The following is a 14,557-nucleotide window of genomic DNA, read 5'->3' as shown; positions in this document are numbered from 1 at the left end:
GTATGGTCCGGCCTATGTGCCCCTTCTCCCCCAGCAAACGCACCGGACGCCCGCGAAGTGCCGAGGCGGACCGTGCGATCCTGGCGGCCACCAGGAGCGCGCTGGCGGAGCAGGGCTGGGGCAGGCTCACCCTCGGCGACGTCGCGGCCCGCGCGGGGGTGGCCAAGACCACCCTCTACCGGCGCTGGGCGGGCAAGAACGAGCTGGTGGTCGACGCGGTGGCCGCGCTCTTCGAGGAGCAGCTCGACCTGCCGGACCTCGGCAGCCTGGAGGCCGACATCCAGGGCGTGGTACTGCGCTTCGCGGAGCTGCTGAACCGGCCGGAGACCAGGACGGCGCTGATGGCGGTGATCGCCGAGGCCGCGCACGACGACGCGCTGAGGACCCGGATCCGCGAGGCGATCGTGGACCGGCAGAAGCATCTGGTGGTGCTGGGCAGGAAGCGCGCCCAGCAGCGCGGCGAGATCCCGCCCGAGGACAGTGCCGCGGGACCCGCGAGGGACGATCTGGTCTTCGACGTGGTCGCCGGCGCCGTGGTGCACCGGGTGATGGTCAGTTCCGAACCGGTCGACGAGGAGTGGGCGGGCCGGCTCGCCGTTCTCCTCGTCGTCGGTCTCGCCGGTCTGCACACCGCTCAGGACCCGCAGTGAGAAACTGCGTTCAGGACCTGTTGCACGCGGCGGCCTCCCCACCGGCCACACCTACCGCCTCGACCACCCCTGCCACGAAGTGGTCGAACTCCCCCGCCATGACGCCCTTGACGAACGCCTCCCATTTCGCCGCGGTGGTCACGGCCACCACGTCCGGCTGCTCTGTCTCCCTGATGTAGACCATCCCGTCGTCGCCGACGGTTGCTTCGAGGGCCACACACGTCCTTTCCTGGAGAGCGGGTCGGTCGGCCTCGAATCTACCGATCGACGACCGCGCCAGGTCAGCGCCGGACGGGGCGGACGGGGGGACGCGGAGGGCGCTCAGAAGCGGGCTGGTTCCGCGTATGTGCCCCACTCCTCGCGCAGCACGTCGCAGATCTCGCCGAGGGTGGCCTCGGCCCGCACCGCGTCGAGCATCGGCGCGATCATGTTGCCGCCGGAGCGGGCCGCGGCGAGCATCTCGTCCAGGCCGCGGCGCACCGCCGCCTCGTCCCTGGCAGCCCTGCGGTCGGCCAGCACCCGTACCTGGTCGCGCTCGACCTCGTGCCCGACCCGCAGGATCTCCAGGTCGCCGGTGACCGAGCCGTGGTGGCAGTTGACGCCGACGACCCGCTTGTCGCCCTTCTCCAGGGCCCGCTGGTATTGGAAGGCGGACTCGGCGATCTCCCCGGTGAAGTAGCCGTCCTCGATGCCGCGCAGGATGCCGGAGGTGATCGGGCCGACCGGGTGCTCGCCGTTCGGCACCGCGCGGGCGCCCAGCTCCTTGATCCGGTCGAAGATGCGCTCGGCGTCCCGCTCGATCCGGTCGGTCAGCGCCTCGACGTACCAGGAGCCGCCGAGCGGGTCGGCGACGTTGGCCACCCCGGTCTCCTCCATCAGCACCTGCTGGGTGCGCAGCGCGATCTCGGCGGCCTGCTCGCTGGGCAGCGCCAGCGTCTCGTCCAGCGCGTTGGTGTGCAGCGAGTTGGTGCCGCCGAGGACCGCGGACAGCGCCTCGACCGCGGTGCGCACCACGTTGTTGTACGGCTGCTGCGCGGTCAGCGACACCCCCGCGGTCTGGGTGTGGAAGCGCAGCCACTGCGCCTTGTCCGAGGTGGCCCCGTAGACGTCCCGCATCCAGCGGGCCCAGATGCGGCGGGCGGCGCGGAATTTGGCGATCTCCTCGAAGAAGTCCAGGTGCGCGTCGAAGAAGAAGGAAAGGCCGGGAGCGAACGCGTTCACGTCCAGGCCGCGGCTGAGGCCCAGCTCCACGTACCCGAAGCCGTCGGCCAGGGTGTACGCCAGCTCCTGCGCCGCCGTCGCGCCCGCCTCGCGGATGTGGTAGCCGGAGACCGACAGCGGTTTGTACGCCGGGATCGAGGCGGCGCAGTGCTCCATCAGGTCGCCGATCAGCCGCAGGTGCGGGGCGGGCTCGAAGAGCCACTCCTTCTGGGCGATGTACTCCTTGAAGATGTCGGTCTGCAGGGTGCCGTTCAGCACCGCCGGGTCGATGCCCTGCCGCTCGGCGGCGACCAGATACATGCAGAAGACCGGGACGGCGGGTCCCGAGATGGTCATGGAGGTGGTGACGTCGCCCAGCGGGATGTCCCTGAACAGGACCTCCATGTCGGCGGCCGAGTCGATCGCCACCCCGCAGTGGCCGACCTCGCCGAGGGAGCGCGGGTCGTCGGAGTCGCGGCCCATCAGGGTGGGCATGTCGAAGGCCACCGACAGGCCGCCGCCGCCGTTGGCCAGGATCGTGCGGTAGCGCTCGTTGGTCTGCTCGGCATTGCCGAAGCCGGCGAACTGCCTTATCGTCCACGTCCTGCCGCGGTAGCCGGTGGCGTGCAGGCCACGGGTGAAGGGATACTCTCCCGGCCAGCCGATCCGCTCGAAACCGGGCGGCTCGGCGCCCTCCGGTGGGCCGTACACGGGCTCGACCGGGTCGCCGGACAGCGTGCTGAAATCGGCCTCCCGCTTGCTGGCCGAGTCGTACCGGGCCTGCCAGCGCAGGCGACCTGCCTCAATGCCGTGAGCGTCCATACGTCCAAATTTACTAGGACGTCCAAGTAAATGTCGATGAGGCGCGGCCCACCAAACACGGTGAGCCGTGCGTCACGCCTTGACCGGCTCGGCGGTCTCCGGCTCGACGATCCGCGGGGTCAGCTCACGGGTGACCCGGCGCTCCACGAAGAAGGCGGCGGTCGGGATGGTGCCCGCGAGCAGCACCCACACGATACGGCCGAGCGGCCACTTCGCCTTGTAGCAGACCTCGAAGGCGCAGATCAGGTAGACCGGATAGAGCCAGCCGTGGGCGGTGCCGACGTAGAGCACGAGATCGTCGGCGCCGCCGATGTCCAGCAGGTACTTGCCGATGACCCCGAGGGTGAGCACGACCAGCAGGACGGCCGTCACATAGGCCATCACGCGGTAGCGGGTCAGCACGCTTCGTTTCATGCCAAGCAGCCTAACCGGTACGTTTCCGGCCCCGATCCCGCCCCTGCCCCTGCCCCGACGGCCCGGACCTCGCAGCTCGGGCCTCAGCCCTCGTCGAAATCCCCCGCCGCTATCCGCAGCGGCCGCAGCAGCGCGAAGATCTCGCCGCACTCCTCGGCGTCGTAGACACCGAGGCCGAAGTCCATCGCCATCAGGTCGCGGGTGGCGGACTCGACGATCTCGCGTCCCTTGTCGGTGATCGAGGCGAGGGTGCCGCGGCCGTCGTTGGGGTTGGGGCGCTTGTCGACCAGGCCGGCCGAGACCAGCCGGTCGACGGTGTTGGTGACCGAGGTGGGGTGCACCATCAGGCGCTCGCCGATCTTCGACATCGGCAGCTCGCCCGCCTTGGAGAAGGTGAGCAGCACCAGCGCCTCGTAGCGCGCGAAGGTCAGCCCGTACGGCTTGACCACCGCGTCCACCTGGCCGAGCAGGATCTGCTGGGCGCGCATGATCGAGGTGATCGCGCCCATCGACGGCACGCCGCCCCAGCGCATTGCCCACAGCTCGTCGGCGCGGGCGATCGGGTCGAAGGGCAGGCTCAGGGGCTTTGACACGGCCCTGAGCCTACCCGCCGGTCACATACCGGGCACAGGTGTCTCGTCAGGCGAGCGCGCTCAGTGCGTGCCACTGGTCCGCGCTGAGATTCCACTCGCCGTACCCGTTGCCCTTGTCGACCACGGCCCGGCTCGACCCGGTGGTGACGACCAGGTCACCGCGGGTGGCCTTGTCGAAGAACCACTTGGCGTCCGCCGCGCTCATCCCGATGCAGCCGTGGCTCTTGTTCTCCTTGCCCATGTAGCGGTCGTTCCAGGGCGCCGCGTGCACAAACGTGCCCGAAGAGGTGATGCGCACCGCGTCCTTGACGTCCTCGTCGTAGAAGTCGGCGGCGTCCTTGTCCGTGGCGATGCCGACCGACGCCGAGGTCATACGGACGTCGGACTGCTTGGTCATCACGACCATCTTGCCGTTCCAGGTGGGGAAGCCGGCGCTGCCCGCGGAGATCTTGAACTGCTTGACGGTGCGGCCGTTCTCGGTGACCCGCATGGTGTGCTTGGCGAGGTCGGCGTACGAGACCCGGGCGGTGCCGATGCTGAAGGTGTCGTGGATGTCGCGGCGCAGGAAGTGCCCGCCGCCGGTGTCGATGCCGCTGAGCTTCGCGGTCAGCGTGACCTTGGTGCCGGTGGTCCAGTACGTGTCCGGCCGCCAGTCGACCCGCTGGATTCCGGTCAGCGGGTCGGTGAGCCAGCCCCAGCTGCCCCGCACGGCCGGGGTCGTGGTGAGGGTCAGTGCCTTCTCGACGGCCGCCTTGTCGGTGACGGGTACGTCGAAGGCGAGCGACACCGGCAGCGCGACGCCGACCACGGCGTTGTTGAGCGGGGTCGGGGTGACGCCGTTGACCTTGGCCGCGGCGGCCGTGCGGAAGGTGCTGGTCGTCTGCGACCGCTTGCCCGCCGCGTCGGCCGCGGTGACGGTGACCTTGTAGGAGGTGCCCGGGGTCATCGTGCGGTCCGAGGTCCAGGTGTGGGCCGCCTGGTCGAGGGCGCCGCTGACGGCCACCGGGTCGACACCGTCGGACGACTTGCCCTGCGGGGTGACGGTGACGGCGCCGAGGGTGCCGCCGGCGACCGCCACGGTGACCGGGCTGCCAGGGGCGACGCCGCTCTTGCCCGCGGCGGGGCTCACGGTGACCCGGGGGCCGGCGGCGGTCGATGTCGCGCCGCCGCCCTTGCCGGGCGGCCGGTCGCCGCCCGCCGAACTGTCGTGGCTGTCGCACGCGGTGGCGCCGAGCACGAGGGCCAGCAGCACGGCGGGCACGGCGAGCGCCCGCGGACGGGGGATACGGGGAATGCGTATGCGGTACACGGCGGTTCGATTCCCTCTCAGCAGTTGTCGGGTGAAGGGACGCCGCCGGAGCCGGTGTCCTTGCCCGGGACGGCGTTCTTGCCGGCGTTCTCGCTCTCGCCGCTGCCCGCGTGCGGCGAGCGCGGTGCGCCGGGCGCGACCAGCCGGCCGAGCGAGGCGGCGATGCACTTCTCGACCCCGGTGCTCTGGAGAAGGCTCTGCGAGTCGCCCGAGGGCGTCGTCAGGAACAGCACAGCGACATAGGGGCCTTCGCTCTCCATCCACACCGCTACCCCGGGCTGCAGCTTCGATGTCCCCGAAAAGCGCTCCGCCCGATCGGAGTACGCCGAGGGCTTGCCTCCGGTAGGCAGCCCGATCCCGCACGCCGTCTGCATCTGCCGGCGCAGCGCGTCGGACCGGGAGGCGGCGGCGTCATCGTCGTCGAGGGCGTACAGGCGGTAGTTCGCGACCGCCGAGATGTTCCGGGCGAGATACGTGCGGCTCGCCTCGGCGCGGGCGCCGGAGAGCGGCACCATCCCGCAGGGCAGCGGGAACTTCGCCACCTCCGCGGGACTCACCACCGTCCACTGCCACTTGTCGGCGTAGGGCAGCGAGCCGGCCGGCAGCAGCTCCGCGCCGACCCGCTCCTGGAGCGCGGTCGGGGCCTGGCCCGTGGCGCGGGTCGCGGAGGCGGCGGGCGCCGCGGCGGTGTCGGGCCCGTCCTGCAGCCGGGGCAGCAACTGCCAGCCGCCGACGGTCAGCGCCAGCGCCGCGGCCGCCCCGGCCGCTGCCGCCCTGCGCCGTGCCCTGCGCCTCTCGCCGTGCCGGCGGGCGGCCTGCGGCCCGGCGAGGACGACCAGCGGTTCGGCATCACTTGCCAGGTCCCGCAACCGGTCGTCGAGCTCGTCAGCCATGGAGGGGCACCCCTTCGGTGCGTCGTCGCCCGGGGGCGGCCGGTTCTGGGTCTGCGGGCTCGGGTTCGTCCCTGAGCCGGGCGCCGAGCGCCTTGCGGCCGCGGCTCAGCCGGGTCCTGACCGCGGCGGGCGACACCCCGGTCTCCCGGGCGATCTCCTCCACCGGCAGGTCGAGCAGATGGTGCATGACCACGGCCGTGCGCTGGTCGGCGCCGAGCGCGCGCAGCGCGGCGACCAGGGCGACCCGGTCGGGGGCCAGGCCGGGGGTGTCGGGGGGCGGGCCGTGGCGGAAGTGGGCGCGCACGCGGTTGCGCGCCTTGCGCCAGGTGCTCACCGCGAGCCGCAGCGCGACGGTCCTGACCCACGGGGCCGGGTCGCCTTCCGCCGTCAGCGCGGGCCAGCGCAGCCACGCCCGCGCGTAGGCCTCCTGGACCGCGTCCTCCGCTTCCGCGAGGTCGCCGGTCACCGCGAACACCACGGCGACCATCCTCTTCGCCGTCGCGGCGTAGAACTGGTCGAAGTCCGCGGTGAGCTCCGCGGGTTCTGGGTTCATGTACGTTGCCCTCCCGCTTCTTACACGCGGGACGGCAACCTTTTGTGACGCGCGGCGCCGATCTTTTTCGCCGGCACCCCGCTGCGGGCCGGCCTCAGCGGGAGCGGGCCTCGCGCAGGTGGGCCGCGACCGGGGTGAGGGCCCGGCGGTAGGCCGCCAGGTCCTGCTCGGGGATGAGGTCGATGAAGTGCTCGCGCACCGAGGCGACATGGCGGGGCGCGACCTGCCGCATGGTGTCCCAGCCCTGCTCCGTGAGCACCGCGTACAGCCCGCGCCGGTCGGACTCGCAGTTCTCCCGCCGGACGAATCCTGCGGCCTCCATGCGGGTGATCTGGTGCGAGAGCCTGCTCTTGGACTGGAGCGTCGACTTCGCCAGATCGCTCATCCGCATCCGCCGGTCGTCGGCTTCCGAGAGGTTGACGAGGATCTCGTAGTCGTTGTTGGTCAGGCCGAAGGGCTGCAGGTCACGCTCCAGCTGGTACATCAGCAGCCGGCTGACGTCGAGGTGGATGCGCCAGGCGCGCTGCTCCTCCTCGGTGAGCCAGGTGGCGGCGCTTTCCGCGGTCTCGGTGGTCATACCGGGAATTCTACCGTCCGTTGAATACCGGATGATCGCCAGGGTAGTGATCCGGTCACGGTAAGCAGCGATATGCCCTGAGCTGGTATGGACCTATACCCCGGCGCCCGGCACTCCGGCGCCCGCGCTGCCGGGGACGCCGCCGGTCTCCGCCGCGGGCATCAACTGCTCGGTGGACTGCAGCAGTACCTGCCCCGCCCCGGTGAACTCGAACTGGTGCTCCTCACCCGACGCGCCCCCGATGCCGGTGAGCGCCCTGATGCCGCCGAGGATGCCGCGCAGGTACGCGTGGTCGTAGTGGTGGCAGGGGCTGGGGCAGTCGGCCCAGCCGACGAGTGCCTGCGGGTCGACCCGGATCGGCGGTTCCACGAAGTGCACGGCCCCGTTGGAGGCGGCGACGAACTTGCCGGTGCCGATGAGGGTCAGGAAGCCGGGGATGATCGACTGCTTGAGGGCGAGCCCCGGCTGGAAGGCCAGCAGGTTGCCCGAGCGGATGGTGAGGTTGCCGTCCTCGAGGTCGTAGGAGTTGATGTCGTACGCCCGGTCGGCGAGCAGCATCTTGCCGCGGCCTTGGGCGACCACCCAGGCGGCCGCGTGCAGCGGGGAGTGGAAGTTCGCCGCGACGAGGTGGTCGAGCGGGCCGTGCCCGATGCCGTGGAAGTCGATCTGCCCGTAGTAGGCGATCATCTTCCCCTTCTGCAGGAACCACTGGCCGTCGAGGTCGACGCAGAAGGCGTACGGGTTGACGTTGTCGTCGGACGGCAGGGTGTGCGGGTCGTGGACGACGGGGCCTTCGCCGTGGTTCACAGCTTCTCCTCCGAGGCCTGCACGTAGACCGTGCCCTGGCCGCTGAGCTCGAGTTGGAAGGCCTCACCGGAACCGCGGCCGACCATCTCGCGCCAGCCCACCGCGGTGGCCAGCTTGTTGCGCACCTCGCCGCGGTGGGCGACGTACGCCTGCGGGTCGACGTGCACGGGGCGGCCGGGGGTGACCGGGAGCTCGAAGACGCCGCCGTGGGCCATCACGGCGACCGAGCCCTTGCCCTGGAGGGTGGTGGTGAACAGGCCCTGCCCGGTGACCTGGCCGCGTATCACGCCCATCACGCCGCCCTGGGAGCCCATGAACATCGTGCCCTGGGCCAGCGAGCCGTCGAAGGCGAGCAGCCGGTCCGCCTCCACGTAGAGCGTCTCGCCGGTGAGGTCCACGGTGTGGATGTGGTGGCCGCCGTGGCCGAACATCACCAGGCCGTCGCCCTCCACGATCATCAGCGGGGTCGCCTCGTTGGCGACCCGGCGGCCGATCATCGACATCACACCGCCCTGGCCGCCGGCGATGCTGGGGGTGAAGGTGACCCGGCCGCGGTAGGCCAGCATCGCGCCGCGCTGGCTGAACATCCGCTGTCCGGGCACGATCCTGGCCTCGACCAGCTTGGAGTTGAGGCGGGTGAAGGCCATCTAGATCTGCCCCCCGACCGTATTGCGCTCGCTGGGCTGCACGTAGACCAGGCCCTCGCCCTCGAAGTGGATCTGGAAGCTCTCGCCCGAGCCCTCGCCGATCAGGGTGCGCAGGCCCACGGAGGAGCGCAGCTGCTGGCGCAGCTCGCCGGTGTGGGCGACATAGGCGCCCGGGTCGACGACCAGCGGGGTGCCGGCCGTCACCCGCAGCACGATCGCCGGGCCGGCGGACATGATCGCGGCCTGTCCCGTGCCCTCGACGGTGGTGGTGAACAGCCCGTTTCCCTGGGAGGCGCCGCGCAGTCCCGTGAAGGTGGTGCCGGTGCGCAGCGAGGGCTCGGTGACCAGCAGGTTGGAGGCCTCGACGTGCAGTTTCCCGCCGGTGAGGCGGACCAGGTTGATCTCGGTGGCGCGGTCGGCGAACCAGCAGGTGCCGTGGCCCTTGACCTCCATCACCGCCATCGCCTCGCCGGTGATCCGCCGGGTGACCAGGCCGCGCAGGCCCTCGCCGCCGCCGGCCATCTTCTTGAACGTCATCTCGCCGTCGTAGGCGACCATGGCGCCCTTCTTGGCCTTGACCGCGTCGCCGGCCAGGTCGACGGCGAGCACCCGGGTGCCCTGGAGCCTGAAGGTCGCCATGGGTCAGCCGCTGTCCGCGGCGGTGCGGGGGCGTACCGGCAGCGGTTCGAGCGGTTCGCCGCTCTCGCCCGCCGCCTCCTTGACCTCGAGCAGCGAGGCGGTGCGCCGCTGCGCCTCGAAGGCCGCGTGCCCGCCGCGCAGCCCGAACAGCCGCTTGCCGAGCAGGATGTAGAGGACGGCCAGCACGTTGAGGGCGAGCGTGCCGATCTTGAAGTAGCTGAGCTTCTCGGTCAGCTCGTAGACCTCGAGCGGGAGGAAGGCCGCGGTGGCCACGACCGTGAGGTATTCCGCCCAGCGCTTGGCCCACCACAGGCCGAAGCCCTCGATGATCTCGATCAGCGCGTATCCGAGCAGCGCGGCGGCGACGAGGTGCAGGGTGGACTTCTTGTAGTCGAAGGCCTTGCGGATGGTGTCGACGACGGGCGAGTGGTCCAGGTCGTAGTGGAAGTGCTCGCCGACCGGCTTGAAGGCGGTGAGGTCGTCCTCGAAGAGCTTGCGCACCGCGTCCTGCGAATTGCTGAACTTCCACACCGCCCAGGCGGCCAGGATGATCAGCAGCCCGCGCAGGATCCGCTCGATCGCGAGGAAGCGCAGGATGAACAGGTCGCGCAGCGCCCGGCCGCGCGGCACCAGCGGCGCCTGGTCGGCGGGGCCCGTGCCGTGCGGCTCGCCCAGCACGAAGTCGCCGCAGCGCAGGCAGCGCCACACCTCGCCCACCACGGTGCTGGCGTGCAGCCGGGCGCGCAGCCGCAGCTCGTCGGGCGCGTAGGTGATGTGGCCCTTGCGGGCGCAGTGCCGGCGGTCCCAGTCGATGCTCATCGTGTCTCGGTCCCCGTCGTGTACGTAACGATGTCGTGGACAGGGACGCTATCGCCCGTCGGACGGTTTCCTACCCCGGGGGCGGGCCATCGATACGGGGCGGTGATAATGGGACGGGGCTTGTGATCGCGTTCACAAGATCCCGGCCGGCAGTTCCGGGAGCTCCTACAGCTCCTCCCCTTTCCTACAGTGAGGTTCCCGTGGATCTGATGACCGCCCGCGCGCTGCGCAGGCTGCGCCTGATCTCCGCCCCGGAGGCGGTCTCGTTCCTGCTTCTGCTGGTCTGCTCGGTGCTCAAGCGCACCACGGACTTCAACGCGGTGCCGGTGATGGGAGCGGTGCACGGCGTGCTGTTCCTCGGCTATGTCGCGCTGTGGGCGCTGGCCTGGCGGGCCGCCCGCTGGAACCTGGGGCGGGCGGCGCTGCTGTTCGTGCTGTCGGTGCTGCCCACCGGCGGCTTCTTCGCCGAGCGCACCCTGGCCCGCGAGTGCGAGGACGTGGTCGTCGCCGCCCGCGCGCAGACGCAGGAGGCGGTCGGCGCATGATCGTCGCCTTCTCGATCACCCCGCTGGGGGTCGGCGAGGACGTCGGCGAGTACGTGGCCGACGCGGTGCGGGTGGTGCGCGAGTCCGGCCTGCCGAACCGTACGGACGCGATGTTCACCTCCGTCGAGGGCGACTGGGACGAGGTGATGGACGTGGTGAAGCGGGCGGTCGCCGCGGTCGAGGAGCGGGCGCCGCGGGTGTCGCTGGTCCTCAAGGCCGATCTGCGGCCGGGAGTCACCGACGGACTGGACTCCAAGGTCGCGACGGTGGAGCGTTATCTGGCCGGATGACGGCCGTTTCCGGACATGTTGGCGTAGCACAGTGATCACGTTTCCGTCACGCGCCGGGCAAGCACGGACTACGAACGGACCGCATCGGTCCGGCCGCGCGCGCCGGTCCGCCGGTCACAGCGGGCCACCGGTGGCGAGCGCGATGCCCAGCGCGGTGCGCTCGTAGAGCACCTGGTGCCCGTAGCGGCGCGACGTCAGCAGGCCCGCGTCGCGGAGCACCGCGAGGTGGGACGACACCGACGACATCGCCATGACGTGCCGGTGCGCCAGCGCCGTGGTGGTGGTGGGGGCGTCGAGGCCGCTGAGGATCGCGGCCCGGTTCCCGCCGAGCAGCCGGACCAGAGTGGTGGACGCGGTCGGCCCGCCCGGGGCCCACAGGCCGCCGATGCCGCGCGCCGGGTAGACCACCAGCGGCTGCCACGGCGGGTCGAAGGCGCTGCCGGCCTCGGGCCAGAAGAAGACGCTGGGCACCAGCACCAGGCCGCGGCCGCCGGGCTCCGGCAGCGGGCCCATGGCGCCTGCCGTGGTCAGCGCACCGTCCGACCAGTGCAGTTTCGGGTGCAGCCCGGTGAAGAGCCGCTGCATGCCGCCGTCGGCGAGCCGCCGGGCGTGGTAGGCGACGTCGGCTTCGAGCACCGCGCGCAGCCGCGGCCAGTGCGGGGCGAGCAGGGCCGCCCACACGTGCTCGTACAGTCCCGCGAGCTGCCGTACGGTGCCCGCCGGGTCGGCCAGCATGGCGCGGCCCCTGCGGGTGTCGGCGGCGCCAGGCGTCTGGGCGAGGGCGGCGCGGATCTGCCGTCTCGCGACCTCGGGCGGGGTGGCCCGCACGATGTCCAGTTCCTCGTCGAGGGCGGCGAGCGGCATCTCGGGTATCGGCTGGAGGAAGTCGGGGCCGTAGCCGTGCTCGGGGGCCAGCAGCCACAGCGGGGCCAGGTCGAGACCGGCCGCGGCGGCCCGCACCTGGCGCAGCCAGGGCAGGTGGTGGCCGTGCCGGTCGGGGCGGGACAGGGTGCGCACCGCACCTTGCGCCTCACGCAGCGGCGAGATGGCGAAACGGCACCTCAGCAGGTCCTCAGCCGCAAATCGCATGCGAAGCGACATCATGACCCCCAAGATTCGGCTGGACGCGAAAGACTACACGTGGGGTCCCTGCGGCTCCAGGGTGATGGCATGACAACGGACAGCGAGCACCCTCCACGCGGTGTCAACCCGCTTTCGCCGGCCGGAGAAGAGCACGTGAACAACGCGGAGAACGCCTCCACCACCCACGGCGGCGACAGTGACACCCCCATCGGATACGGTGCCGTCTTCTCTGTCCGCGAATTCCGGCCCATTTTCGCCGCGCACGTGCTGTCCCTGCTCGGCGGTGTGCTCGCCGAGGTCGCGCTCGCCGTCCTTGTCTTCGCCGAGACCGGCTCCGCCATCCTTTCCGCCCTCGTCTTCGCCCTGACCTACCTGCCCTACGCGCTCAGCGGCCTGCTGCTGTCCGGTATCGCCGACCGCTATCCGTCCCGCCGGGTCCTGGTGACCTGCGACGTGCTGTCCGGCGGCTGCGTGGCCGCGATGGCGATACCCGGGGCGCCGGTGGCCCTGCTGTTCGCGCTGCGGATCGCCGTCTCGCTGATCGCCCCGCTGTTCACCGGCACCCGCGCCGCGAGCCTTGCCGACATCCTGGAGGGCGACCGCTACGTGCTCGGGCGGTCGCTGGTCCGGATCGTGGCCCAGGGTTCGCAGATCGCCGGCTTCGGGCTCGGCGGCCTGGTCCTGGTGTGGCTGTCACCGCGCTCCGCACTGCTGCTGACCGCCTGCACCTTCGCGGGGTCCGCGCTGCTGCTGCGGCTGGGCACCGCCGACCGCCCGGCCCGGGTCACCGGCAGCGGGCGGCTGATGCGCGAGTCGATCGCCTCGGCCGGACGGCTGATGGCCGACCCGCGGATCAGGGCGCTGCTGCTGATGTGGTGGGTGCCGCCGATGTTCTTCATCGTCGCCGAGGGCCTGGCGGCGCCCTTCGCCAAGGCCGCCGGCATCGGCACGGTCGGCTTCGGCCTCTTCCTCGCCGCGATGCCCGCGGGCACCGCGGTGAGCGAGGTGCTCGCGGGCACCTTGCTCTCGCCCGCCGCCCGGGACCGGATCGTGCTGCCGCTCGCGGCGGTCTCGCTGCTGCCGCTGGTCTTCTTCGCCGTCGACCCGTCGCTGCCGCTGGCCTTGGTCCTGCTGGTGCTCACCGGGCTGTGCGCGGCCTACGCGCTCGGCATGGACAAGTGGTTCGTCACCGACGTGCCCGACCACATGCGCGGGCAGGCCATGTCGCTGCTCGGCGCCGGGCTCATGACGCTCCAGGGCATCGGCATCACGGTCGGCGGCGCCCTCGCCGAGTGGGCGCCGCCGTACGCGGTCATCGCCGGCGCGGGGGTCGGCGGCACCCTGAGCGTGCTGCTGGTGCTGCGCTCCGTGCGGCGCACCCGGGCGGTGCCGGCGGTCCGGCCCGCGGGACTCAGCGCCGGGTGAGATAGGTGTGCATCGCCCGGTGCAGCGCCTTGTTCACCGCGCCCTGCAACGGCAGTTCCCACTCCCCCACGGTCTCCACCGCCTCGCCGCCCGTGCCGAGCTTCCAGCGCAGCAGCCCGTGCGCGCGGGACCCAGGGTCCAGGTCGTCCGGCACCCCGCGCATGTCGTATACCCCGGCGCCCGCCAGCAGCGCGTCGCACAGCATCCGCCACTGGAGCGCGTTGCTCGGCCGCACCTCCCGGCGGTGGTCGGCGGACGCGCCGGTCTGGTACCAGACGCGGCCGCCGTCAGGCGCGGTCAGCAGGGTGTGCGCGGCGAGCAGTTCGCCTTGGTGGCGTGCGGTGTAGAGGTACATGCGGCCGGGCTGCTCCGCGTTCAGCTCGGCGTACTGCCGCTGGTAGTAGTCGAGACCGCGGCCGAGGTCGAAGCCGTCGCGGCGCTCGGTGATCCGCAGCAGGGCGTGGAAGGCCGGCAGCGTCTGCGGGCCCTCCACACCGGTCCACACACCGGACTTGGCGGCCTTCTTGATGTTGCGCCGCCACTCCTGGTTCAGGCCGGTCCACAGGTCGTCCAGGCCGCGCCCGGCCAGCGGGACCTCGAAGACCAGCCGGGGCTGCGCTCCCCCGGAGAGCCGCCCGGGAGGTGCCCCCACGCCCTGCCCGTCCTCGCCGCAGCGCCGCCAGCCCGACTCGCGCAGCCGGTCGGCGACCGCGGCGCCCAGCGGCTCCACCAGGTCGGGCAGGATGTCGCCGACCCTGCGGCCGGGCCCCGCCGCGTCCTTGAGGGTCCGCGCCGACCACCTGCGGTACGCCAGCGGCGGCCCCATCCGTACGGCGAAGGCGCCGGTGCCTGCCAGGTGGTCGAGCAACGGGTCCAGCCAGCGCTCCAGTTGCGGGTCCGCCCAGTCCAGCCCCGGCCCCTCGGGGAGGTACGCGAAGAAGCGGCGTACGCCGGGGGGCCGCCGGTAGAGCACCAGGGCGGAGCCGGCCAGGCGCCGGCCGGCGTCGAACCATCCCAGGCTCTCGGCCTGCCAGCCGGTCTTGACCCTGGCCCACGCCGGGGTCTGGAGGAAACTCGCGGTGTGCGCGCCGGGCCGGCGCAGGAAGTCCGCGTGCACCGCGGCGGGTATCGGCCCCACACGCAGGGCGGTGCGCTCCCCCGCGGGGGACTGCGGGCGATGGTGGGTGGTCATCGTCAAGGCGTCGTCCTCCGCGTGGCGGCGGGCCCGGGCGGCCCGCTCACCTGTGTCACGCCTGTGCCGCCCCCGAGGTGACAGAGACTTTCCCGACAC

General features: G+C 71.9%; 18 protein-coding genes. 4 read left to right on the top strand and 14 right to left on the bottom strand.

The window, feature by feature from the left end; translation table 11 throughout:
• Window positions 1–14 precede the first annotated feature (14 nt).
• Window positions 15–650: a TetR/AcrR family transcriptional regulator gene (locus ACGFMP_RS32995; RefSeq protein ID WP_393677170.1), complete on the top strand. Its 636-nt coding sequence runs from the start codon at window positions 15–17 to the stop codon at window positions 648–650.
• 10 nt (window positions 651–660) lie between these two features.
• Here the strand turns inward: ACGFMP_RS32995 and ACGFMP_RS32990 are convergent, their stop codons facing one another.
• The 12 genes from ACGFMP_RS32990 to ACGFMP_RS32935 form a co-directional block, all read right to left on the bottom strand.
• Entirely contained in the window at window positions 661–867 is a 207-nt protein-coding gene (locus ACGFMP_RS32990; RefSeq protein WP_393677169.1) for a DUF397 domain-containing protein, read from the bottom strand.
• 104 nt (window positions 868–971) lie between these two features.
• Complete coding sequence (locus ACGFMP_RS32985) at window positions 972–2,672, bottom strand: methylmalonyl-CoA mutase (protein ID WP_393677168.1); 1,701 nt, start codon at window positions 2,670–2,672, stop codon at window positions 972–974.
• Window positions 2,673–2,744: 72 nt separating this feature from the next.
• Complete coding sequence (locus tag ACGFMP_RS32980) at window positions 2,745–3,086, bottom strand: DUF3817 domain-containing protein (protein WP_393677166.1); 342 nt, start codon at window positions 3,084–3,086, stop codon at window positions 2,745–2,747.
• A gap of 83 nt (window positions 3,087–3,169) precedes the next feature.
• Window positions 3,170–3,679: a MarR family winged helix-turn-helix transcriptional regulator gene (locus tag ACGFMP_RS32975; protein WP_393677165.1), complete on the bottom strand. Its 510-nt coding sequence runs from the start codon at window positions 3,677–3,679 to the stop codon at window positions 3,170–3,172.
• A gap of 46 nt (window positions 3,680–3,725) precedes the next feature.
• Window positions 3,726–4,988: an Ig-like domain-containing protein gene (locus tag ACGFMP_RS32970; protein ID WP_393677163.1), complete on the bottom strand. Its 1,263-nt coding sequence runs from the start codon at window positions 4,986–4,988 to the stop codon at window positions 3,726–3,728.
• A 17-nt stretch (window positions 4,989–5,005) separates the two neighbouring features.
• The gene (locus tag ACGFMP_RS32965) at window positions 5,006–5,881 is read right to left on the bottom strand and encodes a hypothetical protein (protein ID WP_393677162.1); all 876 of its coding nucleotides are present in this window, start codon (window positions 5,879–5,881) and stop codon (window positions 5,006–5,008) included.
• Window positions 5,874–6,434: a SigE family RNA polymerase sigma factor gene (locus ACGFMP_RS32960; protein ID WP_393677160.1), complete on the bottom strand. Its 561-nt coding sequence runs from the start codon at window positions 6,432–6,434 to the stop codon at window positions 5,874–5,876. Before ACGFMP_RS32960 ends, ACGFMP_RS32965 begins: the two co-directional genes overlap by 8 nt.
• A 94-nt stretch (window positions 6,435–6,528) precedes the next feature.
• Window positions 6,529–7,011 (bottom strand): MarR family winged helix-turn-helix transcriptional regulator, encoded by a 483-nt coding sequence (locus ACGFMP_RS32955; RefSeq protein ID WP_393677159.1) that lies wholly within the window; start codon window positions 7,009–7,011, stop codon window positions 6,529–6,531.
• A 93-nt stretch (window positions 7,012–7,104) separates the two neighbouring features.
• The gene (locus ACGFMP_RS32950) at window positions 7,105–7,818 is read right to left on the bottom strand and encodes an AIM24 family protein (RefSeq protein WP_393677157.1); all 714 of its coding nucleotides are present in this window, start codon (window positions 7,816–7,818) and stop codon (window positions 7,105–7,107) included.
• On the bottom strand, window positions 7,815–8,465 hold the full coding sequence (locus ACGFMP_RS32945) for an AIM24 family protein (RefSeq protein WP_393677155.1): 651 nt from the start codon (window positions 8,463–8,465) through the stop codon (window positions 7,815–7,817). The genes ACGFMP_RS32950 and ACGFMP_RS32945 overlap by 4 nt, the downstream gene beginning before the upstream one ends.
• Window positions 8,466–9,104: an AIM24 family protein gene (locus ACGFMP_RS32940; protein ID WP_393677154.1), complete on the bottom strand. Its 639-nt coding sequence runs from the start codon at window positions 9,102–9,104 to the stop codon at window positions 8,466–8,468.
• 3 nt (window positions 9,105–9,107) lie between these two features.
• A complete protein-coding gene (locus ACGFMP_RS32935; protein ID WP_393677152.1) occupies window positions 9,108–9,923 on the bottom strand; it encodes a DUF2127 domain-containing protein in 816 nt (271 codons plus the stop codon).
• A gap of 200 nt (window positions 9,924–10,123) precedes the next feature.
• Between ACGFMP_RS32935 and ACGFMP_RS32930 the strand changes: the two genes are divergently transcribed.
• Both ACGFMP_RS32930 and ACGFMP_RS32925 read left to right on the top strand, forming a co-directional pair.
• Entirely contained in the window at window positions 10,124–10,468 is a 345-nt protein-coding gene (locus ACGFMP_RS32930) for a DUF3817 domain-containing protein (RefSeq protein WP_393677151.1), read from the top strand.
• Window positions 10,465–10,758 carry an MTH1187 family thiamine-binding protein gene (locus ACGFMP_RS32925; protein WP_329174560.1) on the top strand — a complete coding sequence of 98 codons (294 nt, stop codon included), beginning with the start codon at window positions 10,465–10,467 and terminating at the stop codon, window positions 10,756–10,758. The genes ACGFMP_RS32930 and ACGFMP_RS32925 overlap by 4 nt, the downstream gene beginning before the upstream one ends.
• A 114-nt stretch (window positions 10,759–10,872) precedes the next feature.
• Here the strand turns inward: ACGFMP_RS32925 and ACGFMP_RS32920 are convergent, their stop codons facing one another.
• Complete coding sequence (locus ACGFMP_RS32920) at window positions 10,873–11,859, bottom strand: DUF5937 family protein (RefSeq protein WP_393677202.1); 987 nt, start codon at window positions 11,857–11,859, stop codon at window positions 10,873–10,875.
• A gap of 135 nt (window positions 11,860–11,994) precedes the next feature.
• On the opposite strand from ACGFMP_RS32920, the gene ACGFMP_RS32915 reads away from it, so the two are divergent.
• Complete coding sequence (locus ACGFMP_RS32915) at window positions 11,995–13,266, top strand: MFS transporter (RefSeq protein WP_393677149.1); 1,272 nt, start codon at window positions 11,995–11,997, stop codon at window positions 13,264–13,266.
• On the opposite strand, the gene ACGFMP_RS32910 is transcribed toward ACGFMP_RS32915, so the two are convergent.
• On the bottom strand, window positions 13,253–14,458 hold the full coding sequence (locus ACGFMP_RS32910) for a lipid II:glycine glycyltransferase FemX (protein ID WP_393677147.1): 1,206 nt from the start codon (window positions 14,456–14,458) through the stop codon (window positions 13,253–13,255). The two genes, ACGFMP_RS32915 and ACGFMP_RS32910, sit on opposite strands and share 14 nt — an antisense overlap.
• Window positions 14,459–14,557 lie beyond the last annotated feature (99 nt).

Origin of the sequence: Streptomyces sp. NPDC049040 (genome assembly GCF_043197715.1) — a bacterium.
In the GTDB taxonomy this organism is placed as follows: domain Bacteria; phylum Actinomycetota; class Actinomycetes; order Streptomycetales; family Streptomycetaceae; genus Actinacidiphila.
The sequence above is the reverse complement of the archived record's forward strand: the minus strand, read 5'-3'. Positions and strand labels throughout refer to the sequence as shown.

Coding starts and splice junctions, on each gene's coding strand:
- ACGFMP_RS32995 (WP_393677170.1), top strand. CDS start 15: ATGTGCCCCTTCTCCCCCAGCAAACGCACCGGACGCCCGCGAAGTGCC.
- ACGFMP_RS32985 (WP_393677168.1), bottom strand. CDS start 2,672: ATGGACGCTCACGGCATTGAGGCAGGTCGCCTGCGCTGGCAGGCCCGG.
- ACGFMP_RS32980 (WP_393677166.1), bottom strand. CDS start 3,086: ATGAAACGAAGCGTGCTGACCCGCTACCGCGTGATGGCCTATGTGACG.
- ACGFMP_RS32965 (WP_393677162.1), bottom strand. CDS start 5,881: ATGGCTGACGAGCTCGACGACCGGTTGCGGGACCTGGCAAGTGATGCC.
- ACGFMP_RS32960 (WP_393677160.1), bottom strand. CDS start 6,434: ATGAACCCAGAACCCGCGGAGCTCACCGCGGACTTCGACCAGTTCTAC.
- ACGFMP_RS32955 (WP_393677159.1), bottom strand. CDS start 7,011: ATGACCACCGAGACCGCGGAAAGCGCCGCCACCTGGCTCACCGAGGAG.
- ACGFMP_RS32945 (WP_393677155.1), bottom strand. CDS start 8,465: ATGGCCTTCACCCGCCTCAACTCCAAGCTGGTCGAGGCCAGGATCGTG.
- ACGFMP_RS32940 (WP_393677154.1), bottom strand. CDS start 9,104: ATGGCGACCTTCAGGCTCCAGGGCACCCGGGTGCTCGCCGTCGACCTG.
- ACGFMP_RS32935 (WP_393677152.1), bottom strand. CDS start 9,923: ATGAGCATCGACTGGGACCGCCGGCACTGCGCCCGCAAGGGCCACATC.
- ACGFMP_RS32925 (WP_329174560.1), top strand. CDS start 10,465: ATGATCGTCGCCTTCTCGATCACCCCGCTGGGGGTCGGCGAGGACGTC.
- ACGFMP_RS32920 (WP_393677202.1), bottom strand. CDS start 11,859: ATGTCGCTTCGCATGCGATTTGCGGCTGAGGACCTGCTGAGGTGCCGT.
- ACGFMP_RS32910 (WP_393677147.1), bottom strand. CDS start 14,458: ATGACCACCCACCATCGCCCGCAGTCCCCCGCGGGGGAGCGCACCGCC.